Below are 25,872 nucleotides of genomic sequence, written 5' to 3' on the forward strand. Positions count from 1 at the left end.
ATGAAAACGACTAAAAACTACGAGACACGCACCAAGAAAGAATGCCGCGAGTGCGGATGCGAAATCAAAGAACGTCAGCAGTCCATCATTTACGAATGTGAGCGCTGCATGTGCAATAAAGAAGAATAAAGAGAATCCACTCGAAAATCGTGGCCATTGAAAACCTGCCCTCAGAATCAGCAGAGACTAAAAAAGAGTCAGAAAACAGGAAATCCTGTCTTCTGACTCTTTTTTCCCTTTAGTGTTCCCCAGTTTGCCTGCACTCATCCAGTGTGGGGTTATAGCCAAAAAACGAAGTGTCTATGCCTTCGATAAATGAGGGCAATTTTTCTGATCTGCCTCACCATTTATCGGTATTCACGTAAACCCAAACTAGGGTATACTTAACAATTAGGTGTTTGATTATTCAAACGCATTTGAAAATACTGACTACACACCTGGAGGCTAATCATGATTAAATTTCCAAAACCAACAGTCGAACAGTTTTTCCGTACATACTCCATTACGAATTTCACCGTCAGCAAAGATGAGCAGAAGCTGGTTTTCAGTTCCAATTTGAACGGCAAAATGAACTTATGGGCAATGGATTTGCCGGACACCTACCCTTATCTATTTGCACACCAAGAAGATTCGAGCAGCTTCATTAAATTTGATCCGGAAAATCGCTTTGTGTTAGCCGGTTTTGACAGTGAGGGAGATGAAAATCATCACATTTATTCCTTGCCATTTGAAGGCGGTCTCCCGCAGCCATTAATCCAAGGAGCGGCTGATGAAAAATATTTCTTCGCCCATTTGAGTGAGGATGGCAAACGCCTTTACTATATGACTTCTGAAGGCAATCCATCCTTTCTGAACACCAAAGTGCGCAATTTAGAAGATGGAACGGATCGTTTGCTGAATGAAGGTCAAACTGCGCCGACATACTTGAAGGCTGTTTCAGACAACGAAAAGGCATTTGTGTTTTCTCAATCCTTTGCCAACACATTTGTAACCAATTTTGTTCGCATCGGCGAAGAAACGCATTGCCTAACACCGGATCCGGATAAAGTTCATGTTGTATCAGAAGCAGTATTTACAGATGAGAAAACGATTTATTTTGCCACTGACTTCGACAATGAACACAACTATTTGGCAAAATTTGATTTAACCAGCAAACGATTCAGCAAAGTGCTGGAAATTGAAAATGAAAGCATCGAAGCTGTCAAATGGGATAAAGAAAACGGCCAATTTTATTTGATCACAGAAAAAGGAGTAATGGACAAATTGTACCGCTACGATTTGCAAAATGGAGACTTGGCTGAATTGAGAACGCCAGTTGATGTGTTGGAAAAACTCCATGTCGGACAATCGGGCAACTTATATTTGATGGGCAGAAGCACCACTGTTCCGCATAATTTATTTCATTCCGAAAATGGAATCAGTTGGAGACAGTTGACCAACAACCGAGTGTTGGGACTCAGTTCAGACAATATGGTCGAACCGGATGTGGTCAGCTACACATCATTCGATGGCATGGAAATCGAAGCGCTGCTGTTTAAGGCGAAACCCGAGAACGACAACGGACACACTATATTTTGGCCGCACGGTGGACCACAGGCATCGGAACGAAAGTTTTTCAGGTCCATGTTCCAGTGTTTCCTGAACCGCGGCTATACGATTTTCGCACCGAATTTCCGAGGCAGCACAGGCTATGGCTCTTCATTTGTCAAACTTGTCGAGCAGGATTGGGGCGAAGGGCCGAGACTTGATTGCATCGCTGGGATCGAGTGGCTTTTTGAGCAAGGCATTACGGACCGGGAGAAACTGTTCCTGGTGGGAGGCAGTTACGGTGGCTACATGGCATTGCTGCTGCATGGTCGCCATTCGGAATACTTCAAAGCAGTGGTCGATATTTTCGGCGTCTCCAACCTGTTTACGTTCGTCAACTCGGTGCCCGAACATTGGAAACCGATCATGGAACGCTGGCTTGGTAACCCAGAACGGGACAAAGAACGCTTTATGCGAGATACCCCAGTCACCTATCTGGATGGCATGACCAAACCCATGCTCGTCATTCAAGGCGCCAAAGATCCACGGGTTGTCAAAGAAGAATCCGATCAGATTGTCGCGAAATTGAAAGAACTGGGACGCGATGTAGAATATCTGGTGCTTGACGATGAAGGCCATGGTTTCTCGAAAAAAGAAAACGAAATTGCCGTTTACAGTTCGATGCTTCAATTCCTTGAAAAGCATCAGGCATAACAAGCAATAAACGAAAAAGCTGCAAAAAACCGGCAACCCGATCCAAATGGGTGTTGCCGGTTTTTTGATTGCCGGTTTTCGGATGTCTAGGCATGTTCCTTTTCTTCAATCAGCTCCGCCAGATTCTTCCGTCTGTTGTTGAGACCATGCACCCCATTCAACTGCAAAGCAGCAATTTCCGGAACTTTGTACAGCGGAAAATCGGGTAGATTTTTAAACGGATTAATTTTTCTGCACTTTTAAGATCAGGAAGTTTGGACTCTTCATTAATCGATCGTATTGATCTGGCGCCAACTCCTTGAATAAAGCAGTCGGTTGGGGTTCAGTGACGCTTTCAATTGTAAAGTGAGCCAATAAGGAAGTGAAGACTTCGCTTAAGGAACGGCGATAAAATGGAACTTCGTAAGTCTTTCCTGCTTTTTCCCACTTGTCGATAATCAGCTCTGTAGAAAAATACTGGGCTCCATTCAACAGCTTCAAATCTGTCAACGGATGATGAATCGACAATAAGAAACTGCCGCCGGGTTTTAAAATCCGATTAAATTCTGCAAAAACTGACTGCCAGTCCTTCAAATAATGCAGCGTTAATGAACTGACAATCAAATCATACTGTTCATCTTTAAATGGCAGCGGCTGTTCCAGGTCCAAACGCAAAACTTCCACTCTTTCGCCAAGTCGCTTTTGGGTGGCACCTACCATTTCCGGGCTCATATCTACCGCTGTCACTTGTGCTCCTTTGTCAGCTAGTTGCTTTGTATACCAACCAGCCGCACATCCAGCATCCAGCACTTGCAAGCCAGCCAGTTCAGTCGGGACTAGCTGCATCATAGCTGGCCTTTCGTATTGAGTATTATAGAGATTATTATTATTTTCCATCTGTTCATACACGCCTGCCAGTTTATTGAATGTCTCCAACACTTGTTTTTTCATCTTCCACCTCCTAGCTTATTCGTTTTCCCCATGCTCCCTGCCAATTTTATAAAGTACATGTTTTTTCAAAGGACTGTCCACATCCAGTTTTGGGTGATCAAAGTCTTCCACCTTGTGCATACCGATTCTTTTCATAACGGTTTGAGAAGGTTTATTGATGGCCGCTGTAAATGAATAAATTTCTGTCATGTTCAATGGTCCGAATGCATAAGCAAGACAAGCCCGTGCACCTTCGACCGCGTAGCCTTTTTTCCAAAACTGCTTGTCCAGGCGCCAACCAATTTCTGCATGCCCTTTCCCAAGAATCGGCATAGTAATTTCCAACATCCCAATAAAGCCAATAAATGTCGCATCATCTTTCTTTTCTACCGCCCACATCGTATAAGCTTTATCGGTCATATGCGTTTCAAAGCGATCAATTAACTGACCTGCTTCATCTTCGTTCAATAGCTTCGGAAAATACTCCATCACGTCTACATCTATTGACATAGCTGCAAACAGACTGCGGTCCCGTTGCTCCCAGCGACGGAAGCCAAGGCGTTCCGATTCGAACAAGTAAGTCGTCCCCATCTTCTTCATCCTTCCCTAGGCGTCAAATTTCCTCTTTGAGATTAGTTTACCAAAGAATGTTATTTTAAACAGCTGTACACTTAATGGTCACTTTCAGAGCGATTCCTTATCGAAAATTTCATTAATAGCAAAATACTGAAAATAAAGATTGCAAAATACGTATTTTTTTTGCATTATTATAGATAGGGATAATTATTAATGCAAAAATATTTTGCGCTATAATTTTATTTCATAGCAGAATTGGCTCGTTCCATTTTTTTACAACTTGTCCAGTATAAAATTCAGAGAAGATTGGGGCAATAAAAATGATCGTTAAAAATTTTTTCATGCATCTTTCAGAAAACCAACTTTTAAATAAAGCAGCTCAAAGTTACGGATTTAAACTTGGTGCGCACAGTGTCGTAGCAGGAACCAACATCGAAGAAGCCATCGGAAGCATCAAAGAATTGAATGCGCAAGGCATCAGCTGCACCATCGACAACCTCGGTGAATTTGTCCATGACAAAGCAGAAGCGTTGGAAGCGAAAAACCAAATTTTAGGGGTAGTGGACGCTATCCACACCCACCAAGTGGACGCTCATATTTCATTAAAGCCTTCACAACTGGGCTTGGACATTGATTACGATTTTTGCCTGGAAAACATTAAGGAAATTGTCGCTAAGGCTTCTGAGCATAATATTTTCATCAATTTTGATATGGAAAATTATGCACGTTTGCAGCCTTCCTTTGATTTGATGGATGAGCTGTCAAAAGACTATGATAATATTGGCACCGTTATTCAATCGTATTTCATTCGAGCAGAAGATGACATTAAAAAATACAGCGATTACCGCCTCCGTATCGTAAAAGGTGCCTACAAAGAGCCAGAAACTGTCGCCTACCAAAGCAAAGAAAAAATCGATGCCAACTTTATTGAATTGATTGAGTATCATTTAGTAAATGGCAAGTTCACATCTATCGCAACACATGACCATAATGTCATTGCACATGTAAAACAATTTGTCGTTGACCACAACATTCCAAAGGAAAAGTTTGAATTTCAGATGCTGTACGGCTTCCGCAAAGAAATGCAAGTAGACCTTGCAGAACAAGGCTATAACTTCTGTACGTACATCCCATTCGGCACCGATTGGTACGGGTACTTTATGCGCAGACTGGCTGAACGCCCGCAAAACCTGAACTTGGTTGTGAAACAAGTATTCACTAAAAAAACCAACACAGCAATCGGCGCCATTGCTGGAGCATTTCTACTCGGACGCCTGACAAGCAAAAAATCATAAATTAAAAATCAGTGAAGGTCAAATACTGACGGACACCGCAAATAAAACCTGGAGCCTTTTAAGGGCTGCCAGGTTTTATTTACATGATATAAAATATGCTATGCCTTCGTTTCGCATTGCTCTTTGCTTATTTTTTATTGCGGTACAGATACATTGTCAACGGGGCAAAAGTTGCGGTCATAATGGCAGATACCAGTAGCACATTGGCCACTTGCTGCCATGTACCCATGCCATGCATAAATCCTCGGACCGCAGTCGCCAGTGTAGAAATAGGATTAACATTAACAAAGCCTTGCAGCCAGGTTGGCAGCGTTGCTGGATCTACAAAGACATTGCTAATAAAAGTCAGTGGCATCATTACCAAAAAACTCATCATCATCAATGACTTTTCAGAACGCACAACTAACCCAAGAGTTGTCCAAATCCATGATAAGCTAAACGAAAACACCAACACTAAGGCTATGGCCAGCATTACCCCGACTAGACCGCCTTCCGGCCGAAAACCAAGCATCAAGCCGAGCAGCACCATTACTCCGGAAGCCATCGTATAGCGAACCACATCAACCAGCAAAGCTCCAATCAATGCTGATGGCAACCAAATTGGCAAAGTTCGAAAACGGTCAAAAATGCCTTTTCGTATGTCGTTGTTCAAATCAATGCCTGTATACATCGTAATTTGTGCAACTGTCATAACCAGAATACCCGGCAACAGAAATTGAAGATAGTCACTGGTTGAACCCGCTATAGCTCCACCAAATAAGTAAGTGAACATCAAAAGGAAAATGATCGGAAACAAGGTAACATCAAACATCTGTTCAGGGACATGTTTAATCCTTAATAGGGCACGTGAAGCAAATGCCATTGTCGAAGACCAGCCACTTGGCGGCTCCGGCCGATTGCCTGAAGCAATGGCTTGCAGCAGGCGTTCTTCGGTACTTTCATCTATGCTGGCCGTTGCAATCGTCGTTTCTCTTGTTCGCTGTTGTACAGTCATAAGATCTCCTCCTCGGAATCTTGTTGCTGTTCGGCTGCATGTCCGGTCAAGGTCAGGAATACTTCGTCAAGGCTTGGGCGTCCCAGGGCAAAATCACTGACTTTGATATCACGTCGTGCAAATTCTCTCAAAGCTTCCGCCACACGCGCAGAATCGTCTGCCTGCGCGGTCAGTGATGTGGAATCAGACCCGAGGTGAACTGTTCCATCCAAGTAATCTTCAAGTATATCAATGGCTCGCTGTTGGTCTTCCGCATGCACGAGCTGGACACTTAAGGTGCCGCGTCCAACTGACGCTTTCAACTCACTGCTAGTGCCTTCTGCAATGATTTTTCCACGTTGGATAACCCCTATACGGTCTGCCAGCTGATCTGCTTCTTCCAAGTATTGGGTAGTCAGCAATACTGTCGTCCCGGTCCGAACCAATGCACGAATAATGTCCCAAACCTGGTTGCGGCTGCGCGGATCAAGACCGCTTGTCGGCTCATCCAAAAACAACAGGTCTGGCGTGACCACGATGCTTGCAGCAATATCGATGCGACGGCGCATACCACCTGAATATTTTTTGACTTGCCGTTTAGCTGCATGATCAAGCCCAAATGCCACAAGTAATTCTTCTGCTCTCGCCTTTGCCTGCTTACGTGTATAACCCATCAATTTCGCAATCAACATCAAGTTCTCGATACCAGTCAGATCTTCATCAATCGACGCATATTGCCCCGTAAGGCTGATGCGCTTCCTGATCGCAGCGCCGTCGGAAGCCAAGTCATGGCCAAAAATTTGGGCACTGCCCGCATCCGCTGGAAGAAGCGTCGCAAGAATTCGGATCGTTGTCGTTTTCCCTGCTCCATTGGGACCTAAAAAGCCATAGACTGTGCCTTTTGGAATGGCCAGATCGACGCCATCCACTGCATGTTCTTTTCCGAAAGCCTTTACCAATCCCTTCGCTTCAATAGCTAATCCTTCACTTGTAGAGAACTGTTTGTCTTGTCTCAATATCCTCACCTTTTTCTATGGGTTTATGGATAAGTAAAAACAGATTTTCCCCGCATCGTTTAAACAAACCTGTTCTGACAGCAGTAACTCAAAGACATTTTCACCCTGACCCAGGATCGAAAAGATAAAAGCATGGCCGCAGACGGCAAGTTACAAAACAATTTTGCATCAACAACTAATTTTACTTGTCTGTCGAGTCACCGACACATTCCTGCGCTTCTGATTTTTCATATGACCTATTATACCAAACATTTGTTCTAATTAAAAGAAAGAATATTCAGTTTTTTAAAATTGTATTGTTTAATCCGAAATGCAATTGCCTTTTTCTGCAATCAGCTCAAAGCACTGTTTGTTATACCTTTCGTTTAATTGCAAAAAAAAAAAAAGCATCCCTCCCCACACTTTGGCGGAAAAAGATGCTCTATCATCTTCTCAAATCATGACTTGAACTTAGTTGACTGCTTCTTTTTTTTCATTTAATTGGGCAGACAGTTCTTGGAACCATTCTTTGTCATCTGTCGCAAGCGCCAGATCAATCAAAAAGCCTAATTGAGCTGCATCTTTTGTATGTGATTCTGGAATGCTTTCTACTTGGTTCACTAGCATCGGAATAGTCATGCCGATCATTTCTTCGTTATCGCTTTCCACCACAGTCACATTCACAGCTTCCTTAAGGACATTCATGGAATCAATGAAACCGATGATCAGTTCGTCGTGGCGGGATTTGCCTTTAACCCAATCACTTGTTTTCAAAATCGCTTTATTTGTAACCATATCTATGCACCTTCTTTGTATTATTTATCGTTCATTCATGTGAAATAAAATCAGCTTTTAACTTCATAACTCACTTTTCCCTAAAAAGCCGTTGACAAACGTCATCTCCCAAAATATAAGTGAATTTTTACAACAAGATCCTCCCTTTTAATCAGGGCATATTGCTGAGCTTAAGCGTCGAGAACTTGTTGATGAGTCTAATTCTACGGCTGTCTGGCCCCAAATACAAACTATTTGCCTCAGCTTCGAGATATCTAAAAATCGGGTAAATTGAGAAAATGAATCTGTTTGCTTGTTTCCGTCCAGTTTGTAAATGGAACTGAAAACACCTCTACTTCATGCGGCTAACAGAGCCGCCAGTAGAGGTGTTATGTGGTCTAATTTAATAGTTCAAAATCTCAATGAAAATTAAATCGACCAGTTGATGAGCATTCCTGCGTGCGTTAGGCCCCCGCCGAAACCGTATAACAGCAGCTTGTCATCCGGTTTGATTTTGCCCTCTCTTACTCCTTGGTCCAAGGATAAAGGAATAGAGGCCGCAGATGTATTTCCGTAATACTCTAAGCTGTAGATCGTCCGTTCAAGCGGAAGTTCGTTTCTGTTGCAAATTGATTCAATGATGCGCAGATTGGCACTATGTGGAACAAACCAATCCACATCATCTTTTTCGAATCCCGCTTTTTTCATGAGAGCCTTCATTCCTTTGGGAACGGTATTGACTGCCCATTTGTACACCTCGCGCCCATTTTGAGTAACGAATCCGTTAACGGCCAATTCGTTGCCAAACAGTTGAGTGGAAAGATCGGTACAGTAGAGATTGTGCGCCAGTTCTCCATTTGTTCCCATGTGCGATTCAATAAAGCTTGGCTTTTCTTCGTCGTATTCTACCAAAACTGCTCCTCCACCATCACCAAACAGAATGCAAGTTGAACGGTCGCTATAGTCAAGAATTTTGGAAAATGTTTCTGCGCCGATGACCAGTATTTTCTTGTTTAAACCGGAAGTGATCAAGCCATTTGCCATGTGCAGACCATACGCAAATCCAGAACACGCTGCGTTTAAATCAATCGCACCGGTATTAGTTATCCCCAACTTTGCTTGAACCAGAGCCGAGACACTTGGCGTTTTAAAATCAGGTGTCATCGTACAAACAATAATCATATCAACGTCATCTAATGACTTCTCGTAGCGGTCTCTCAAATTTTTAACAGCTTTTATGCTGATATCGCTTGTAAATTCAGTGTCTGAAGCTATCCGCCGTTCTTTTATTCCAGTCCGTTGAATAATCCATTCATCATTTGTATCGACTAATTCTTCCAAATGGTGATTTGTCAGCTTCTTTTCAGGTACATAGGAACCGATAGCTGTGATTCTGGCTTTTGAAGTAATTATGCGAATCGCCTCCTTTTAAAGTCTACACCTAATTCTAACATCAACTATTAGTATTAGGTACTAATTTATAATTTCAATTGAATTTTCAATTTTACTAAATGCTTTGTTCGTGAAATATGTATTTCTGCAGGATATAGGGATATAATTGAGCTGCTCCAATTATTTTGTGAGGTGAGAAAATGAGAAGTGGAAATCCAAGTTTAAAAGCTGAAGCGTTTCAAAATTTCAAAGAGTCTGATGCTGGCCGAAAGATGACCATTCAAGGGACAGTAAACAAAACATTCATTTTACTGTTGCTGCTGTTGGTGACTTTTGTCTATTCCTGGAACCAGTTTGTGACTAGCCCCAATAGCGTATTGCCGCTAATTTTAGTAGGAGCTATCGGCGGTCTTGTAATTGGTCTTGTTACCGTCTTTGTACCCAAAGTTTCACCTTTTACAGCACCTGTTTATGCATTGCTTCAAGGACTGTTTCTCGGGGCTGTATCCGCCCAGTACGAAGCTCAATATGGCGGCATTATTTTTCAGGCTGTACTGATTACGATCGGCGTTTTGCTGAGTTTGTTGCTGGTTTATAAGTCGGGACTGATCAAAGTAACACAGAATTTCAGAATCGGCATTGCTGCTGCGACAGGCGCTATTTTCCTTGTGTACCTGATATCATTTATCGGCGGATTTTTCGGCTTTGAAATCCCCCATCTGCATGAATCAACACCTTTGGGTATCGGCATCAGCGTTGTAATCGTCATTATAGCTGCATTGAATTTGGTTTTGGATTTTGACTTTATCGAGAACGCAGCGGCGAAACAAGTCCCTAAATACTTTGAATGGTATGGCGCTTTTGGACTGCTTGTGACATTGGTCTGGCTTTACCTCGAAATTCTTCGCCTGTTGTCTAAAATACGCAGCAGATAAACAGAAACGTCCTGCGGGGCGTTTTTACGTTAATACAAACTGAAAAGCGCCGCATCCTTAAACCATCGTGGTTTTGGGATGCGGCGCTTTTCAGTACCATATCGCTGTTATTTCTTCGTACTTGTGTTTTTTTGCATGGTGCGTGGAACTGCTTTAGTGGCTTTGTATTGTTTGTAACCACCCAGATATTCTTGGTACCTTTCCAAATATGTTTTTACAGGGGCGATTCTTTTTTCTTCCTTTATTACTGCAGCCATCTAAATCATCCTCCTTAGTATTGTTCCTTCTAAAACATGCGTTTACTGGAGTTAAAATTCTTTGGTGCTCGAGTACAAGGGAATTGGTGATTTAATCGTTTCATGTGTTGATTTTTGGTGATACGGGATGATATAAAAAAGTTCGCTTGGGCAGCTACCAGACACCTGGCATAGGCTATGGAAAACATCCTCTGTAAGTTCATACCGTTCCACGCAGTTTGGCAATGCCCTCGCCTTATCAGATGTATGTTCAAGCATCTTTTCATCTATATCCACCCATACCGTCTGCACTTTGGTGTAAAGTTTCCCTTTTTCCATGAAAGATATTTCTCTGGTCAGTCGCGCAAAAAATGTGATGAAAACAAATTCATTTTCATGGTGAACATTTTTGGATCTGAGAAAAAAGTAGCTAACCAATTCTGAACGCAATTGCTCTATCTGTTCGATGTTAGCTCTCCCCTTTTAGACCCATCATTCGTATGAGTCTTGTTGTTGTTTATTCGAGCACACCAATCGCCTTTGAAAGACGTTCGGCAAAGTTTTCCGGAGATTCTTTTGAAGTCAATTGAAGGCAATACATTCCACGTTCCATAGATAGCTGCTGAGAATAACTTATAGGGAGAAGTATGGGATGTCGGACAAGCGCGTTAGTAAAAACTGAAAGTTCCTCAGGAAGCAGATAAACTACTGCATTATTCACTGTTTCACGCTCATCGTCAATTATTTCAAAAGATACGTTCAGGTTCAGGTTCATGGTCATGCTAACTTGAATATCAGGCCTCCTTCGCACGATGACCAATCGTTCTTTTTGAAGCCGCAAAGCATCTGGAAAAATAGCCACTTCAGCATCAAAGAACTTTCCTATGGCCACTGCCTTATGCGCCAACGAATCTAATGCAATCACTCCAACCACTCCTTTGAGTTTTAAAACTAAAACATGGAACGCAGTTTTGGAAATAGATATTTTAAATTATCTAATATTTCAGAAATAAAAATCAAATTTAACTAGTGTAAGAAATTCTGAAAATAATTAATTCTAATTACCCAAATAAGTATTTATACCATTAATAATAATCGCTGATTTAATAATTTAAGACTATAATATCGACCTTAATATGTAAATAGTTTTAAAATATTATTTTTATTCAGAAAACAATAAGCTTTTCTTGTATACTTAATTTATTTAACACCTTCTCCGTCTGAAACAGTTTGAGATGTTACTACAACAATAACTACTTCATATAATAAGGTTATATAATCTGCAATATTTTTTTAAAATAAAGAAAAGTATAAATTTTTTTACTTATAACTTCTCTTTATAATTACTTGAATAAATTTCGGAATAATCAGACAAAAAATAACTCTAGTTTATTGAATTAAACATTACTGAAGAGTATACTATTTATTAACCACTACTGTTTATAAAATAATAGCAATAAAAGGAGTTGTTCTTTTTGAATATCCAATTTAAAAAAGGTGCACTTAATTTATGCGTTCTTGTACTATTGGATAAACAAGATCGCTATGGGTATGAACTTGTCCAGAAAATTTCCAGCCGTATTAAAATATCAGAAGGTGCAGTCTACCCGCTTCTCCGCCGGTTAACCAAGGATGGCTATTTCACAACTTATTTACAAGAATCGAAGGAAGGGCCGCCTAGAAAGTATTACTCGCTTACAGCTCAAGGCAGAATCTACCTTGAGCTGCAACTTGAAGAATGGACCAGTTTTGTAGAAGGAGTCAATCTACTAATTGAAGAGGGTGTGCAAAATGACTGAAAAGCAATTTTTGCTAGAACTTGAGTCTGCCTTGTCGTCACTGCCACAAGCAGAGCGAATGGATATTTTGCAGGACATTCAGGAGTATTTTGCAAATGGTCAAATTGACGGGAAAACGGATAGTGAAATCGCCGCTGAACTTGGTACTCCAGAAGCGATTGCCAGAGAGCTGAACGAGTCTTTTAATTATCAACAAACAAATGTTGCTCCCACCTCCTTCGAACTGACAGAAGAACAGTTTGATACGATCGATATCCAAATAGAAAATGGCATCTTGCACCTCTCTCCTTCCAAAGATGGAAAAATGCATGCTGATGTCATAAATAGAAGTTATCGCCAGCAGTGGGTTGTGGATATTACGAACCGGACACTGGTCATCTTATTGAAAGAAGAAAGAAAATGGGGCCTCTTCAGCTTCACGGGCAGTTTGAAGTCTCCAACACTCAATGTCGAGCTACCAACAAAACGTTACGACAAGATTTTAATTTCTTCCGATCATGGCCGTATTACAGGCAGTGCCCTCCAATGCGCTGAACTTCAGGTGATGACCGATAATGGCCGTATCGATTTTTCTCAGATAAATGCAGATGATGCAGAATTTCAGTCAGGCAACGGAGAAATTTCGCTAAAGTCGATTTTGGCAAATGAATTAAGAGCCGAGACAGATAACGGACAAGTAAAAATACAAAATGTTCAAACTCAAAAATTAGATGTCCGATCAGACAATGGTGCCATTATCATGAGAAAAGTCGAAGGGAATATCCGTGCAAAAACCGATAACGGCCGTATTCACTTGTTGACAAACACTCTTGATCGAAACATCAAACTGGAAACTGGCAGCGGATCTATTGTGCTCGATGCACAGAATAAACCGAAAAACACGACTATCCAAGCAGAAGTTGATTGGGGAACAATTTCGGTATTTGGCTCTCAAAACACTAATAATGTTTTTGGAAATGGCCGTCACTCGGTTGATTTGAGGTCAGATTATGGGGACATTACGGTTCAACTTATTGAGTAAATAAAAGCGGTCCGAAAGCCCTTTAATCAGGACTTTCGGACCTTTTTTGTCCACTCCATTTTCAGCTATCAACCACTAGTTAACCTGATGCCCTACTTAGTTTAGACATCTCCCTAATTTCTCATTGAAACTTTAGTTCTGGAAGTACGTATATAATACTACCTTACAGAAATGGTGGTGTTCACCAAGTGACTGCTCATGATGCCGCTCCAAGGCACTCTCTCTCACCCAATGCCGTGAAATATTGGCGTATGGATGAACTAATTTCCAATTTAATTGCGTTTGTTGTGCTGGCAGTGTTGTTTTATCTGGATTTGCGCTTCGACTGGTACAGTTGGATTGGCTGGATTCTGATCGGTTTGACAATTTTCTTTCTCATCGGTTTAATTTGGTCAGTACTTAGCCCCCCACTCACATTTAAAAACTGGCGCTATGATTTGGATGAAGAGTTTTTGCATCTGCAATTTGGCATCTGGAGCCGAACAGAACAATTGATTCCGATGACAAAAATCCAGGCAGTTTCATTAACGCAAGGCCCATTGATGCGAAAGTATAACTTAGCTTCCCTGTCAGTGGAAACCATGGGATCGAGTCATGCAATCCCGGCTTTGCCAAAAGAAAAAGCGACCGAACTCCGGGAGCGCATCGCTCAATTTGCCAAAATCAAGGAAGTGGAACAATGAGTGCTGCCCAACGTCATCACCCAGCGCTCATCCTTTTTAAAATCGGCAGGTTGATCCGAAATTCAATTTTTATTTTTCTGGTGTTGTTCGTTTTTCAAGCTGGCAATCCCTCTTCACTTTTTGTTTACGGCCGTTATGCTTTCATGCTGTATATTCTATGGTCTGTCGTATCTGCTGTTTTGACTTGGTTGACTACCACATATGCGCTGGATGAAGAGCGTTTTTATCTGCGGCGTGGTATTTTCAGCAAAACTGACCAATCGATTCCATTTTCGAAAGTACAAAACATCAACCGGCATACTTCCTTTCCACATCGCCTACTCGGTTTGACATCCATCCGTTTTGAAACCGGAATTGCCGGAGAAGATGCGTCAGTCAAATTCGAAGTGGCATCAAAAAATGAAGCGCTGCGGCTGGAAACGGCTGTGCAGATACAAAAAAGATCTGAGCCAGCAGAAGAACACAACCATACCGATGTGGTCGATGCAGCAGCCGAACCGGCACAAGCCAGATATAGTATTTCCGAAGAGCGGACTGTCCATTTTCAACCGACACGCCGAGATTTAGTTAAAGCATCCTTAACATCCTTTAGCTTCTTGCTGCTCATTCCACTGCTTGCTTCACTTTATTACAATATCTCTGAGTTTATTGGACTTGAAGAGCGGCTAAGCGGCATCTCGGCTTCTTTAATGGGATCACCTTGGATCATTGCCTCGGCAATTGGACTGATGCTCCTTGCCTCTTTTATTTTTGGTCTGCTCCACTCGTTTATCAAGTACGGGAAATACGAAATCTCTTCTGATCGCCAGCGAATTTATATTAAGAAAGGTGTATTATCGGAAGCGTCTTTTTCAATCGCTAAAGAACGTGTTCAAGCGATTGAAATCAAACAATCGTTTACCAAACGGATTCTTGGGTTGGCTGAAGTGAAACTGATCAGCGCCGGAAGCCTGTCCATGAATTCGGAAGACTTGAATATCAGCTCTCTTTATCCTTTTTTACCAAAGAATAAAGCCTATGCACTGGTCTCTGAACTGCTGCCGGGTTACCGCATTCAAGAACATATGCAGCGGCTGCCACGCCGGGCGCTGTGGGTCCGCCTACTTAAGCCGAGCTGGGCATGGTTGATTCTTACTGCCATTCTGGCATACTTCAGACCCGATTTTTTAGGGATCGCGGGCACTTGGTGGATCGCCTCCAGTTTCCTGTTAGCATTCGTTTTAGCATCTCGCGTACTGGATTTTTTGCACACTCGCTATTGTCTGAACGATGAACTGATTCAGCTGAAAGATGGTGGTTTTACCTCTACGCTATTCGTTACAAAACGCGAGAAAATTGTCGAAGTCGAAATCACGCAAACGCGGCTGCAACGCAGGCTTGGCTTGAATTCTCTCCAAACCGTCTCGCGCGCACGACCGGTCCACATGTCTTACCTAAAAGATGTGTCGACTGACTTAGCCGGGACTTTCCGCCATTGGTACCGCGGCCGGACCAAAGAAGTGGAACTGGATTCCCGCAACTAAAATAACTCTTTGCCTACGTCCAGGCAAAGAGTTATTTTTTCTGCTAAGTTCGATCTGACTGGTGGTGCAAAAATAAAATCAATTTTGTTCCATTGGGCTCACATCAATTAAAGAATTGTGTAAAGAACAGTATTTGCTAACGTAATCAGCGTCATCAAAATCGTGTTCAAAAATGCTCCTACGTAGACATTCCCCGTTTTTCTGAAGAAATAGCGATTGTAAATCGCTGCTACCAAAAGAATTGGAACCAGTCCGATAACAATAATCGATGACAAGGACTCCGCAGGATAGCCGCCTGTTCCTGTCAAGAAAAGCAATCCGTAATGGTAAGTCAGATACAGAACAAGTCCGCCAATAAAGTGAAGAATTGAAATTCCATACCCTTTCCATCCATCGTATGCATTGCTTGCTGTGTTAACATTCACCGAAAGACCAACGATGAAATAGTAGATAAAGAACAATGGTGCATAACGCAGAAGAGCCCAGACGTGCTGATCTTCAAACGTTTTCACTGCCAGCGTCCAAAGGCGGAAATCGACTTTAAATACGGCATCAATTGCATAAAGCAAGCCGTATCCAATGACGACTGCGACTACCGCTGTAGCAAAAGCAGAAACAATGGTTTTCACATTTGCTTTCAATCCGTAATTCGCAAACCTTGCGCCTTCTTCTTTTTTCGCAACAAAGTGGTAGCCAATCAAAATCATCAATGTGACAATCGACACATTAATTGCCCAGAAGACAATCGGGTTAACTGTCGCTGCACCAAACCATTCGGTGGTAGCAAAAACGCGTTCTTGTTCGCGAAGGTAAATGTATTGCACAATGCTCAATCCGAGAATTAGCCCAGATCCCGTTTTCACGGATTTGCTGGAATTTTTCACCAATCCGAAGATGAAGATCAATGCAGACAACCCAATTGTGATCATGCTGATTTGGCGAAGCAATGTCATGCCGGTTGCATCACCGCTGTAAAGTGCTGTAAAGAATAGCGCTGGGTACAGTGCGCCCACAATCAGTAAAATATACCCTGCCAGTTTGGCTCCCTGGGTTTTTGGTGCAGACAAGGCTGCTGGCCGTTCTGTGTATACCCAGTTGAAAAATGGCAATTTTGTCAGTAGGTTGATAACCGGAATGAACAGCAAGAAAAAGCCGATCAATGCTAAGAATGAGAACCATTCTTTCCATACCCATGTTTGGCCATCTTCTCCGATAGCAACCAAATCTCCATAATCTGCAAAAGCAGCATCATAAAAATCGATCGCATACTCAGTTGATTGTTCTGAGAAATGGTTCCATGGATGAGTTTCATTCGGCTGGTAAATTATGCGCTGCGCACCCTCCACTTCGTAAAACTCACCCGCTTGTGCCGATTCCAATCCTCCAAGAAACCCAAGGCCCTCTGGCGTGCTGACATAATCTTTTTTCACGACCGATTGGCCGATCGCTGACGCTTCTGCATCAAAGAAAAACTCGTCATAGACGCCTGCAATTTTTCCGGACATGCGCGGTCCGTATGACGCATTGATGTCTTCATCGGCGTAGCCCAATGTTTTCAGCCATTGGTAATCGGACCCCATCGTCAATGAACTGTGAATTTTGCGAATGCCTGCACTTTGGAAATCGATTTCATCCAGCATTACTGCATGCGTGGAGGAGAATCCACCCATCGAATGACCCGACACCGCAATTATTCCGTTGCCTTCCGCATCTTTCAACACGTAATCCTGGTCATACATGTATTGCACCGCATCGTAAATGGCTTGCGGCCAGAACGAGAAGAAAGGAACTGGCTTTTCCATCGTTCCTGTTGAATGCCCGTGGTCGTATTGGTCAAGCGCCAACACCACATAGCCCCGTTTGGACATTTCAATTGCTTGCGCATCCTGCATTTCTGCAGAATTTAAATAGCCGTGTGTTGCAACGATCGTTGGTCTCGCATCAGAGTCTGCACCTTCTGGTTTATAAAGTAGCCCTGATAGTTCTCCACGCTCTGTGTCAAAGTAAATTCTTGTCACATCGACGTCTCCGCCTGCACTATTAAAATGAGCAGCAACTGCACTGCCAACTAACACCAATACCAACGATACAATCAACAACACAAGTATCTTCTTCATATTCTTCATAGTAATCCCCTTTTTCTATAAGTTAAAAGCCTTGGCATTGCTCATTATCCAATCTCCAATTATTTAATTTCTCCTCTCTGTTCAATTCCTTGCAACGAAAAAAGACACACCAAATACCTTTGGAGCAAGTCCAAAGTACTTAATGTGTCTCTAAATCTCCCCACAAGTTATTAACTTATGCCTAGTATATTCATATGTGAAAGCGTTGTCAATTAAATATTACCAATTTTTCTAATTACTATAAACAGCTTGAGCAGAAGAAAAGCATGTATGAGTTAAAATCGACAACTCCTAAATACTCGTCTTCACACCACCAACTCAAACTAGTTTTATTTCCGGTAATTCATTTGTTTGGAAACAACACGCATGAATTCATCAAACGAAGAAGAATAACGGTTCCAATGATGGTACCACTTGCGAATTGTATCGAGCAGCCAAAAAGGCAATGGCTTGCCGTCGATCAGTGAATAGTATTCCTCATACGCTTTCTTTAAATGCTCCCAACGAAAATCATTACCGGGCTTGATGTATTCTGACACATCCAACAACTTTGCACGCCCATTTTGCAAAATGATGTTCTTTAAATGAATGTCTCTGGGGTTCAAACCAATTTCCCGAATGTAATCCCGTGCGGTTTCGACATCTGCTATCGCTTGCTCTGGCACATCGATCCCCTGCAATAAACAGTCAAACAAGGTGGGTCCTTCTTCAAACTTCAACACGAGCATCCGCTCATCTTTGCCGAAGCAACTTGAAAAATATGGCGACGACCCAATTTGGGCGTATACTTCAGCTTCTGCTTCCAACTTGTCCCGCTTGCCATCTGCATATACTTTAAATGCATATTCCGGTGCTGCTTCAGACTGAAATACGGCTGCATCCGTGCCCACCCCAATACAACGGAACCCTTCTGCTGTACCGCGTATGGCCACCGGTTCGTTATTAGGGCTTGCTGTTACGGCAACTTGCGCAAGCGCATCTGCTGCTCTTTGCCAATTGTATTGATCCATGCCGATCTCCCCTTTAATTTTTGGTCAGCTTCCAACTTTTTTCTATACAAAAACCGCTCTTTTCGAATCAGAGCGGTTTTTGGTACACTGCAACTTATGCTTTTATTATGATACCACAGCTTTTTTGAACTTTGTTCTGTTGAGACTTCAGCCATTCACAAAAAGCGTTAATGAAATATGTTTATGCACCTGGTCGCATGTCTTGGCGATTCAACCATTCGCGTACCGTCTCCACGTAAGCTTCGGGCTCTTCTGCCCCTGGCATGTGTGAACTGTTTTCAAACACATGAAATTCGGCGCCTGGAACCAATCCTGCATAATACTCTGTAGCTTCGGGAGTCGCTTCGTCAAAGCGTCCGCATGAAAAAAGAGCTGGAATTTCAATTTCATGCAAGCGTCCCGTCGCATCGAAGTTTTTTAATGTACCGGTAACGGTAAATTCGGAAGCACCCCACATAAAATTATAAATTTCCGAGTTCATGCCTTCCAAGTCTTCTTCCATTTCTTTAGTCCATGGATCAACACGACACATATGCTTTTTATAATAAGCCATCATTGCTTGTTGATATTCTGCAGAATCCGTCGTTTCTTCTCGTTCGCTTCTTTCAATCGTATTTTGGATTTCCTCGGGGAATTGCTTCAAATAATTCCGCTGGTCCTGCTCCCATCTTTGCGCATCTAAAGCCGGTCCTGAGAAAACAATACTGCGGACACCTTTAGGTTTTTTAAACAAGAACGAAGCAGCCAGCATCGTGCCCCACGAATGCCCGAGAATGTGAACCTCTTCCAATCCCAGCGCCTGGATAACTTGTTCCAGTTCTTCCACATAGCGATCTACTGTCCAAAGTTCCGCATTTGTCGGCCGATCCGATTTGCCGCATCCAAGCTGGTCATAGTGGATCACCGGACGTTCCGTTCCCAATTGGCGAAGCGGGTCATTGGCGCTGCTTTTTGCTCCTGGTCCACCGTGCAAAATCAATAGCGGAATGCCGGGGCCGTCACCGCTGATTTGATACCATACGTTTCCACCTCTTACAGGGATAAATCCTTCTTTGTTGTAAGCCATTCATACATACCTCCATCCAATGCTCGTTCTACTATAGATTAATTCTAGTTAAGATGAAAAATACCTTTTATAGAAATAAGTAGGGAACCACTTTAGTGGAACCATCTAACCTGCTATACGTATACACTAATATTCACCTAAAGGAGGAATTGGTAATGTCAAAATACTCGATCCATCAATTTGTACAAACAACAAAGCAAGATGAAAGTGCACGTGAATTTTTTGAGCTCGAGACGGATCGATTGTTGGAAGTGAACTTGAATGGGCTTGTTTGGGCAAAAGCCGGGTCAATGATCTCTTATGAAGGAAGCATCAAGTTTGAACGAGAAGGCATGCTTGAGCACGGTTTAGGTAAATTCGTTAAAAAAGCCTTTAGTGGCGAAGGCGCACAATTGATGAAAGCCGATGGCAATGGAAAGCTGTATGTAGCAGATAAAGGCAAGAAAATTACCATTCTCGATTTGGAAGGCGAGAGCATTTTTATTAACGGCAATGACTTGCTCGCTTTTCAGGACGGTCTCGATTGGGACATTAAACTTATGCGCCGTGTCGCTGGAATGATGGCTGGCGGTTTGTTCAATGTCCGCTTGGAAGGACAAGGCCTTGTCGCCTTCACCTCACATTACGAACCGCTTACCTTGCTCGTCACTCCTGAGCGTCCTGTATATACGGACCCAAATGCAACGGTAGCATGGTCCGGCAATTTAGAACCGGATTTCGTGACGGATATTCAACTGAAAAGCTTGTTTGGCAGAGGAAGCGGCGAATCGGTGCAAATGAAGTTTTCAGGCAACGGTTTTGTCGTTGTGCAGCCTTTTGAAGAAATGTATCATACGCAGCAAGGATAAGTTAACTCTATTTGTCCCGCTAGTTTCCATATGAAAACTAGCGGGGCTTTTGTATTATGTATGGTTGATCTAAAGAGATTTTTGCTTAGTCAAGCATATATACTGAAGTAATCATTCGGATTGCAAGTTGCCGTTCGCCAAACGAATCTTTATAGGTGATGGTCCACTGCCGATGGTCCAGTTTGCTAATCGTGCAATGGTGATAGTGAAAATGCCGGTCTTGCCAAGATTGGATAAATACCGGGCACTTGCGCTCGCAGGCTACGATGAGCATATCAATCACTGCACCTTGTTCATTGGCCGTTAGCATTGGTTGGGGATCATGATGGAAATCCCATGCATGCTCAGATACAAACAGACCATCCCATCGCGTTCGCTTTCTACCAGTCTTTCTGACCGTATTGCTTTTTTGTTCCATTCCCTTCACTCCTCTTTATAAGAACACTTGTTCTTATTATACATATTAAACGTTAGGAATGTTCTTTTTTTGAAATCTTTTTTTGGAGAACCACGAGAAAAAAGAGAAAAAGCTTTTTCAGCCCTCTCTCTCTTTTAATATTGCTTGTAAAGATCTCAATTGTTTTTAACCCAGTTTGCAGTTTTTAAAAACTGGTCACGTTTCAGCATTGAAGAAAAATAAGAGAGAACGGTTATTTTTTCTCTTTGATCGGCTTTCCTTTTTGAAGAGCCCGTATGTTCTTCTGCAACGAAAAAATTTTGACAAGGGCCACTGCTCCGCTTAACAGCACCCCCAGTAGAGCAGACACAAGAATCACCAGGACGAGGGGCCATTCTGCTTCACCAAAAATAAAATTGACTGGTACATCATCCACATTGACAACTGCGAAAATGGTGATCATCACGGCAAACAAAAATGCGAGCAACACGAGCCACTGAAATTTCATATGCGTAATCTCCTTTTCAGAATAGTTTATAAAAACCACCAAATTATAAAGGCTATACCCAATTCCCTTCAACTTATAACCTATGACACCCCATTCACTTTAGCTTTAGTTGCTCATTCTTATTACATTCTGCAATTCAAACATTGTAAAAAACATATGAAAGTTAAATATAATTTAATGATCAACGAGTTACTTTCAGGCTCTTTATTTTATGACTGGGAGATTCGAGTTATTTACCCAGTCTAAAATAAATCTGGCTTGATGAGAATTTAAATGTGGCAAGTTGTCACGCGAGAAGAATTGATGTTCCAGACTTTCCAGTGCATCTTGAATTAGTTTTCCCGCAAAACTTGTTGTGTGAAAAATGACTTGAACACTAAAAACCTTATCGCCGTTTTGGTATTCTGCGTATCCTTCATTTCCGGAGTAGAGCCCAAATAAACTTAGGTTTTCTGCCTTTAATCCAGTCTCTTCCCAAGTTTCACGTAAAGCTGCTTCCATGAAAGTTTCGCCTGGCTCCATAACGCCTCCCGGGATCCCCCCATACATCATTATCTTTACGATGTTGAAGTAAAATTTGTCCATCTTTTTCGAGAATAATTCCACAGCCAATGGTCATCAATGTATTTAAACCGATTAATTACCGCATTTCTTGAATATAATTCATCTTGTCCTCCTAATATTTGGTTTCTTTCCATTAATTTATTTTATGTCTTTTATGATTTTTTCGATTTCATGATCCCATGACTTAAATGTGACGGTCCAATTATCTTGTTTTGCATTGTAAGTGACTGATCGAATAGCAGGAACGTCGAATTCCTCTTGATTAATTTTTTCCAGCGCCTCTTTCACCACTTCAGCTTCCGTCAAATCAGCTGAATCGGGCTGATATGTCGGCAGAACTTCTACAAGTATGGCCCGCCCTTGTCCGGGATAAGATTCCAAAATTTCCCCAGATGCATCTACGTTTACTCGCAGCCCGATTCCCAACAGCTGCTTAGCATCGTCAAAAGCAAAATCGATGGCTGAATAGAATTCATCTTGCCCTCCAGTTTCACCGAAGTCTTGTGACGCAGCTTCAACTGCAAGGAAGCGGTCATCCTCAAGGCTGACAATATAGTAACCTTCATCGGAAGGCTCAGCCGTGACTATAGATTCAGGGTATTTAACTGTCGGCTCGCCTGGTAAGGGGACCATTGTACCTTCCTGTTCGATAATAACTTCGCGATCTGAAAACGCATTTTTTAGGTCCTTAATTTGACTTTCTGTTAGAAAGTTATGCCCAATTTCAATTGCTCCCGTTATGGTATCTGCTGAAATAGAAAAGGAAACAGAATTTGGATTTGGGTGTGCTTCCGCCAACGGCTTTACTTTCTTTGATGCTTGATACATTAAGTTATCCAAATCGGCACGGGTATGGGCAATCTTGTAAATATAAATTGGTTCCGCCAAAATTTCGCCGGCGTCAACTTGCTTTTGCAAGGTTTCTGCGAACTTGTCGATCCGCTCATCGGGATTTTTGATGCCAACCCAGATACCCGAGTGACTTGCACCGGAGGTCTGATTTTCATAAAAAATTTCACCTATTTTCTCAAATTCAGTATGCCCTCCGTATATTTCCTCAACAGCTCGATAGACTGATTCCGCCTCAATCTGCTGAACAGCCATGTCCTCTGCCAGTTCTTCCGTCGGATCCCCTAAATAACCTTCCTTGAAATCAGGTGTTTCCTTTACTGCTGCAGCTGCTTCTTCCCGCTTTACCGGTTCTGAAGTTTGTTCAAGTGCCACAAGAATTTCACGACCGCTTACCATCGTTCCCTGCTCTTCTCTGCTTGGTGCTGACTTCTCCTGATCATCGGAGGCAGGCTCTTCGAGCGGTTCTTTGGCATTAATCGGTTCTTCTTCTCTTCCACATGCAGCCAATAAAAGCGTCAAGCAAGCCAATACAAAAGCTTTTTTCATTCTTATTGCCTCCTTGTATACGATAGACGGAATGTTGAAAAAATGGATTTGCATCAATCAAAAAGCGTCAAGGGACTTGAGACAGAAAGTTCATATTCAACTTCCTCTGCTATATCTTTACCAACTCCAAATTCCGCTATCGCTTCTATTTCAAATCTGTCGGGTTCAAGTTCTACTAAGTTACTTTCATCAAAATCTAATACTAATGGTTGGTTTCGTATAAGAGTGGTCTTGCTTCTCATGTCGGATCTTGCCCCTGTGTTCAATATTTCACCGTCTTTGTAATATTTGAAGTAGATGACATGATTTCCTCCATGATAAACATCGATTTCTTTATTCTCTCCAGTGTAAGTAATTGAAGCATTAACATTTTCAGCATCATTTTCCGTATTAAAAATTTCGAGACGAAAGTTTTCTTTTTGATTGACTGGTTCGTTGTTTTTCGGCCCTACCACTTCAGAAGATCCAGAACCACATCCACTTACACCAAAAATCAACAAAGAAATAAACAGCAACTTTTTAAAAGAAGCTATCTCCATTACTACTCGCTCCCTCCCGTATTGCAATAATGTACAAGTATTTTTTCGAAGGAACAATCTTTACTTATAACATGTCATGGAAAGAATAAGTGATGACATTGAAGATGTTCAGGAACATAACCTCAACCTTGATTACAGTTCTATAAGAAAAGAAGAAGTACAATCAGCGCTTCTTACTTTACTGTTATCTCTATAGGTTTTAGACTTAACTTGCTTTAAAACTATTTTTTACTCTTTGCTCAGGCGCTTTTAAATTTTCATATCCTGCCCTTTGATATATTCGTCATTCACTCTCAGTGTAGTAGTTTCAGTTTTTAACGAATAAGTTTCTGGATCAGGTAACGTTAAAGATGCTTCAATTGTAATTACATCTCCCTGTACCATTGGCATTGTTATCGCAATGTCTTTCGTTCAGCCATCTTGCCTTGCTACTGATAAGAGAATAGGAGGCATAGCGTTTACTAGTTCTATAGATTCGTCTTCCAAGTAAGGAAGGGTTCCGGAAACTTTCAGCGTGTCTCCTTTTTCTAATAAGGCAGAGGGAATTATCACTTTGAGCATAAACAGTTCTGAATCTATGGATTCTACTAGTGGTACAGGAATTTTTTCCTGTTGCGCACAGCCAGCTTAAAAAAGCAAAAGCTCGATCAAACAAAACTTCTTCATGCTAGTCCGCCTTAACAATTGAGTAGACGGTTTTTTACCTGATCGGTTACATCCTTAGCTCTAGAGTTCGATTCAGCTGTTTTTGCGAGAAAGGCGTCTTCTTTTATTCATTTCAATTCGATGAAGTGCAAAGTCGTGTAAAGTAATTTTATACTATTCATCTATTGCACCAAGACCAACAAAACTAAAAATATGCCCCCAGCTCCGAACACGATGCCTGAAATTTTGTTTTTCTGTTGGAATTGCTCACCGCCAAGAAGTATAAAAACCATTCCTACCCACGCAAATATAAAACCATTAAAAGGCTCAAAACTAGGGGAAACCAGTTTGAACACTACTAAAAAAATCGTAATTATGCCCATTAAAACTATAATTTTATGCATCAAAAAATCATCTCCTCAAAACAAATTTTAAAATTATTCTATGTACTTTCCGTTTCATAGAAGTATCGACTTGCTGTTTTATATAAATAAATCAGGGTGCAAATCCATAATAGAAAATGAAATACGCATAATATCCTAAGACAAAAACCACCAAACAAAGGACGATAAACAAAACCAGCATACCGATTTTAGCGTTTCTCGTAACTTCTAGTGTCCAAATGTCCATATAGACATGAATGCACAAAGCAACAATAAAGGGAACAATCAGCAAAAAATAAAAAGTAACTAGATCCGTTGCCAATACATCGTAGTAATCTCGATTAAGACTTTCCGTGGTTCTAAAATAATTCATCATCCAAGCGAATGAAATCAAGAAAGCTGAGTGCATAATGACACCATAGATAACTAAAGAAATTCTGTACTTCCCTAAATGGTACAGCTTTCACAAAACGAAACAATAAACTACAGCAACTAGTATTCCTACGTATAGGCTGTATGGATAAAAAATATGAACACCTCTTTTGAAAAGATTTTAATGCAGCTATTTATTCCCACATTATTACCATACCAAAAATATCCAATTTTATATATCGAAAATTAGATACTTAGACATTATTCATACAAGAAGTAACCATAAATTAATTTTTAATAAGTTATAGTCGTATCGGAAAATATTCATCAATTTACTTTGCATTGTCTAATAGATAAGGAAATACAATTTAAGAAAACTCCAATATTTTCTCTCATTCATCAAAATTGCCGGAATTAAAATTAGAAAAAAAAAGAACTTACTTTTGATTGTAAGTCCTCTTATTTCTTTGTATTTGAATGTATGGTTTAAGCAAGGTTTGCCGACAAGAACCAATAAAGTTTTCTGGCCTTGCCGTTATAGCAAACACACTTGACCACCATTAAACGTATTCAAGTTTACGCGATTTTCTATAATTGAGAACCCGTACTCGATAGTCCAGATTTAATTATTTTCAAGATCATTTTTTGGACAACAGAATGCCCT

26 protein-coding genes are annotated in these 25,872 nt (G+C 41.5%); 9 read left to right on the forward strand and 17 right to left on the reverse strand.

Annotated elements, in window-relative coordinates:
• Both AC4EG4_RS00070 and AC4EG4_RS00075 read left to right on the forward strand, forming a co-directional pair.
• Nucleotides 1-129 carry a protein YhfH gene (locus AC4EG4_RS00070; RefSeq protein WP_490978322.1) on the forward strand — a complete coding sequence of 43 codons (129 nt, stop codon included), beginning with the start codon at nucleotides 1-3 and terminating at the stop codon, nucleotides 127-129.
• Between the two features lie 321 nt (nucleotides 130-450).
• The gene (locus tag AC4EG4_RS00075) at nucleotides 451-2,241 is read left to right on the forward strand and encodes a S9 family peptidase (RefSeq protein ID WP_490986581.1); all 1,791 of its coding nucleotides are present in this window, start codon (nucleotides 451-453) and stop codon (nucleotides 2,239-2,241) included.
• A gap of 222 nt (nucleotides 2,242-2,463) precedes the next feature.
• Here AC4EG4_RS00075 and AC4EG4_RS00080 read toward each other — a convergent pair whose 3' ends face one another.
• Both AC4EG4_RS00080 and AC4EG4_RS00085 read right to left on the reverse strand, forming a co-directional pair.
• Nucleotides 2,464-3,171 (reverse strand): class I SAM-dependent methyltransferase, encoded by a 708-nt coding sequence (locus AC4EG4_RS00080; protein WP_490986582.1) that lies wholly within the window; start codon nucleotides 3,169-3,171, stop codon nucleotides 2,464-2,466.
• 15 nt (nucleotides 3,172-3,186) lie between these two features.
• A complete protein-coding gene (locus tag AC4EG4_RS00085) occupies nucleotides 3,187-3,741 on the reverse strand; it encodes a GNAT family N-acetyltransferase (RefSeq protein WP_490978319.1) in 555 nt (184 codons plus the stop codon).
• A 305-nt stretch (nucleotides 3,742-4,046) separates the two neighbouring features.
• Between AC4EG4_RS00085 and AC4EG4_RS00090 the strand changes: the two genes are divergently transcribed.
• Nucleotides 4,047-5,021 (forward strand): proline dehydrogenase family protein, encoded by a 975-nt coding sequence (locus AC4EG4_RS00090; protein ID WP_490978318.1) that lies wholly within the window; start codon nucleotides 4,047-4,049, stop codon nucleotides 5,019-5,021.
• 127 nt (nucleotides 5,022-5,148) lie between these two features.
• Here AC4EG4_RS00090 and AC4EG4_RS00095 read toward each other — a convergent pair whose 3' ends face one another.
• From AC4EG4_RS00095 to AC4EG4_RS00110, 4 genes are all read right to left on the reverse strand, one after another.
• Entirely contained in the window at nucleotides 5,149-6,015 is an 867-nt protein-coding gene (locus tag AC4EG4_RS00095) for an ABC transporter permease (RefSeq protein WP_490986583.1), read from the reverse strand.
• The gene (locus AC4EG4_RS00100; protein WP_490986584.1) at nucleotides 6,012-7,010 is read right to left on the reverse strand and encodes an ATP-binding cassette domain-containing protein; all 999 of its coding nucleotides are present in this window, start codon (nucleotides 7,008-7,010) and stop codon (nucleotides 6,012-6,014) included. Before AC4EG4_RS00100 ends, AC4EG4_RS00095 begins: the two co-directional genes overlap by 4 nt.
• A gap of 450 nt (nucleotides 7,011-7,460) precedes the next feature.
• Nucleotides 7,461-7,784 (reverse strand): IDEAL domain-containing protein, encoded by a 324-nt coding sequence (locus tag AC4EG4_RS00105; RefSeq protein ID WP_490978315.1) that lies wholly within the window; start codon nucleotides 7,782-7,784, stop codon nucleotides 7,461-7,463.
• Nucleotides 7,785-8,192: 408 nt separating this feature from the next.
• On the reverse strand, nucleotides 8,193-9,176 hold the full coding sequence (locus tag AC4EG4_RS00110) for a ketoacyl-ACP synthase III (protein ID WP_490987166.1): 984 nt from the start codon (nucleotides 9,174-9,176) through the stop codon (nucleotides 8,193-8,195).
• Nucleotides 9,177-9,355: 179 nt separating this feature from the next.
• Here AC4EG4_RS00110 and AC4EG4_RS00115 point away from each other — a divergent pair, with 179 nt between their 5' ends.
• The gene (locus tag AC4EG4_RS00115; protein WP_490986585.1) at nucleotides 9,356-10,090 is read left to right on the forward strand and encodes a Bax inhibitor-1/YccA family protein; all 735 of its coding nucleotides are present in this window, start codon (nucleotides 9,356-9,358) and stop codon (nucleotides 10,088-10,090) included.
• A 107-nt stretch (nucleotides 10,091-10,197) separates the two neighbouring features.
• Here AC4EG4_RS00115 and AC4EG4_RS00120 read toward each other — a convergent pair whose 3' ends face one another.
• On the reverse strand, nucleotides 10,198-10,347 hold the full coding sequence (locus AC4EG4_RS00120) for a hypothetical protein (protein ID WP_490978313.1): 150 nt from the start codon (nucleotides 10,345-10,347) through the stop codon (nucleotides 10,198-10,200).
• A gap of 496 nt (nucleotides 10,348-10,843) precedes the next feature.
• The gene (locus AC4EG4_RS00125; protein ID WP_490986586.1) at nucleotides 10,844-11,251 is read right to left on the reverse strand and encodes a hypothetical protein; all 408 of its coding nucleotides are present in this window, start codon (nucleotides 11,249-11,251) and stop codon (nucleotides 10,844-10,846) included.
• A 550-nt stretch (nucleotides 11,252-11,801) separates the two neighbouring features.
• Between AC4EG4_RS00125 and AC4EG4_RS00130 the strand changes: the two genes are divergently transcribed.
• The 4 genes from AC4EG4_RS00130 (at nucleotide 11,802) to AC4EG4_RS00145 (ending at nucleotide 15,352) form a co-directional block, all read left to right on the forward strand.
• A complete protein-coding gene (locus AC4EG4_RS00130) occupies nucleotides 11,802-12,125 on the forward strand; it encodes a PadR family transcriptional regulator (protein ID WP_490978311.1) in 324 nt (107 codons plus the stop codon).
• Nucleotides 12,118-13,146, forward strand: a complete 1,029-nt coding sequence (locus tag AC4EG4_RS00135) for a DUF4097 family beta strand repeat-containing protein (RefSeq protein WP_490986587.1) — start codon at nucleotides 12,118-12,120, stop codon at nucleotides 13,144-13,146. Before AC4EG4_RS00130 ends, AC4EG4_RS00135 begins: the two co-directional genes overlap by 8 nt.
• 251 nt (nucleotides 13,147-13,397) lie before the next feature.
• A complete protein-coding gene (locus AC4EG4_RS00140; RefSeq protein ID WP_490978944.1) occupies nucleotides 13,398-13,829 on the forward strand; it encodes a PH domain-containing protein in 432 nt (143 codons plus the stop codon).
• Nucleotides 13,826-15,352, forward strand: a complete 1,527-nt coding sequence (locus AC4EG4_RS00145) for a PH domain-containing protein (RefSeq protein WP_490986588.1) — start codon at nucleotides 13,826-13,828, stop codon at nucleotides 15,350-15,352. Before AC4EG4_RS00140 ends, AC4EG4_RS00145 begins: the two co-directional genes overlap by 4 nt.
• Nucleotides 15,353-15,459: 107 nt before the next feature.
• Here AC4EG4_RS00145 and AC4EG4_RS00150 read toward each other — a convergent pair whose 3' ends face one another.
• From AC4EG4_RS00150 to AC4EG4_RS00160, 3 genes are all read right to left on the reverse strand, one after another.
• On the reverse strand, nucleotides 15,460-17,478 hold the full coding sequence (locus tag AC4EG4_RS00150) for an alpha/beta fold hydrolase (protein ID WP_490986589.1): 2,019 nt from the start codon (nucleotides 17,476-17,478) through the stop codon (nucleotides 15,460-15,462).
• 329 nt (nucleotides 17,479-17,807) lie between these two features.
• Nucleotides 17,808-18,488, reverse strand: a complete 681-nt coding sequence (locus AC4EG4_RS00155) for a protein kinase family protein (protein ID WP_490986590.1) — start codon at nucleotides 18,486-18,488, stop codon at nucleotides 17,808-17,810.
• 181 nt (nucleotides 18,489-18,669) lie between these two features.
• Nucleotides 18,670-19,554 carry a proline iminopeptidase-family hydrolase gene (locus tag AC4EG4_RS00160; protein ID WP_490986591.1) on the reverse strand — a complete coding sequence of 295 codons (885 nt, stop codon included), beginning with the start codon at nucleotides 19,552-19,554 and terminating at the stop codon, nucleotides 18,670-18,672.
• Nucleotides 19,555-19,709: 155 nt separating this feature from the next.
• Between AC4EG4_RS00160 and AC4EG4_RS00165 the strand changes: the two genes are divergently transcribed.
• Nucleotides 19,710-20,402, forward strand: coding sequence for an AIM24 family protein (locus AC4EG4_RS00165; RefSeq protein ID WP_490986592.1), 693 nt, complete (start codon nucleotides 19,710-19,712; stop codon nucleotides 20,400-20,402).
• An 85-nt stretch (nucleotides 20,403-20,487) separates the two neighbouring features.
• Here AC4EG4_RS00165 and AC4EG4_RS00170 read toward each other — a convergent pair whose 3' ends face one another.
• The 6 genes from AC4EG4_RS00170 to AC4EG4_RS00195 all read right to left on the reverse strand — a co-directional run bounded on the left by AC4EG4_RS00170 (nucleotide 20,488) and on the right by AC4EG4_RS00195 (nucleotide 24,860).
• Nucleotides 20,488-20,820, reverse strand: a complete 333-nt coding sequence (locus tag AC4EG4_RS00170; protein ID WP_490986593.1) for a hypothetical protein — start codon at nucleotides 20,818-20,820, stop codon at nucleotides 20,488-20,490.
• 232 nt (nucleotides 20,821-21,052) lie between these two features.
• On the reverse strand, nucleotides 21,053-21,307 hold the full coding sequence (locus AC4EG4_RS00175) for a lipopolysaccharide assembly protein LapA domain-containing protein (protein WP_490986594.1): 255 nt from the start codon (nucleotides 21,305-21,307) through the stop codon (nucleotides 21,053-21,055).
• A 204-nt stretch (nucleotides 21,308-21,511) separates the two neighbouring features.
• Nucleotides 21,512-21,829 (reverse strand): NUDIX domain-containing protein, encoded by a 318-nt coding sequence (locus AC4EG4_RS00180; protein WP_490986595.1) that lies wholly within the window; start codon nucleotides 21,827-21,829, stop codon nucleotides 21,512-21,514.
• Between the two features lie 180 nt (nucleotides 21,830-22,009).
• Nucleotides 22,010-23,269, reverse strand: coding sequence for a DUF3221 domain-containing protein (locus AC4EG4_RS00185; RefSeq protein ID WP_490986596.1), 1,260 nt, complete (start codon nucleotides 23,267-23,269; stop codon nucleotides 22,010-22,012).
• A 53-nt stretch (nucleotides 23,270-23,322) separates the two neighbouring features.
• Nucleotides 23,323-23,808 carry a hypothetical protein gene (locus tag AC4EG4_RS00190; protein WP_490986597.1) on the reverse strand — a complete coding sequence of 162 codons (486 nt, stop codon included), beginning with the start codon at nucleotides 23,806-23,808 and terminating at the stop codon, nucleotides 23,323-23,325.
• A gap of 827 nt (nucleotides 23,809-24,635) precedes the next feature.
• Nucleotides 24,636-24,860 (reverse strand): hypothetical protein, encoded by a 225-nt coding sequence (locus AC4EG4_RS00195; RefSeq protein WP_490978299.1) that lies wholly within the window; start codon nucleotides 24,858-24,860, stop codon nucleotides 24,636-24,638.
• Between the last annotated feature and the right edge of the window lie 1,012 nt (nucleotides 24,861-25,872).

Source organism: Planococcus sp. TJ-201, from assembly GCF_058268495.1.